This is a genomic window from Mesorhizobium sp. P5_C1 (assembly GCF_054049815.1).
This window is the reverse complement of record NZ_JBFULQ010001359.1, coordinates 1-604: the sequence shown is the minus strand read 5'-3', so window position 1 is coordinate 604 and position 604 is coordinate 1. Positions and strand designations below refer to the sequence as shown.

1 pseudogene is annotated in these 604 nt (G+C 57.8%); it reads right to left on the bottom strand.

Features of this window, described 5'->3' with window-relative positions:
- Positions 1 to 211: 211 nt before the first annotated feature.
- Positions 212 to 604 (bottom strand): annotated as a pseudogene (locus ACXJ7R_RS35805) (hypothetical protein); the annotation flags it as partial.

Sequence of the window (604 nt, the reverse complement as noted above, 5' to 3'; positions counted from 1 at the left end):
CCATTGTCGTGACCTGACCCAACGCAGTCATAGGCTTTGGTCGTTTCGAATGTCGCAAACGGACCTGAGCCTGGACATTGCTCATCACACGCGCGAACGGCTTCACACGACCTCCAAGCTTGCGCATGAAGCGGCCAGGCTAAGCGCCTTGCGGTTTACTTCTTGCCGAGATCGGCGCCGGTGTTAGGGACCGGCACCTATTTAGCCTGAACTATTCGAGGCCCGCACGACGTAGGCCATCGATATACCTGGAGCGGTCCTCAGCACGGATCAGTGGATGGTATTTCTCGACCCAGGCAATGCTGACGTTTGGCTGCAGACGTTTGCATTCGACGAGACTTTCACGCGCGGTTTCCAGATCACCGGCTAGTCCTGCGGCTGCTGTGAGTGTGCGCCAAGCGGTTCCAAAGTTTGGTCTCATCTGCACGGCTCGACGTTCCGCCCTTACCGCTTCGGAGTAGCGTCCGGCGACTAAATGGCAAAGCCCTTCGACCGAAAGGTTCGCTGCTTGGGTTTGGTCAAGGGGGCTCAATCGTCGCGCGATTTCGAGCTGACGGAGACCATCTTCCGCAAGTCCCGCATAGCCGTACGCTACACCCAAGAT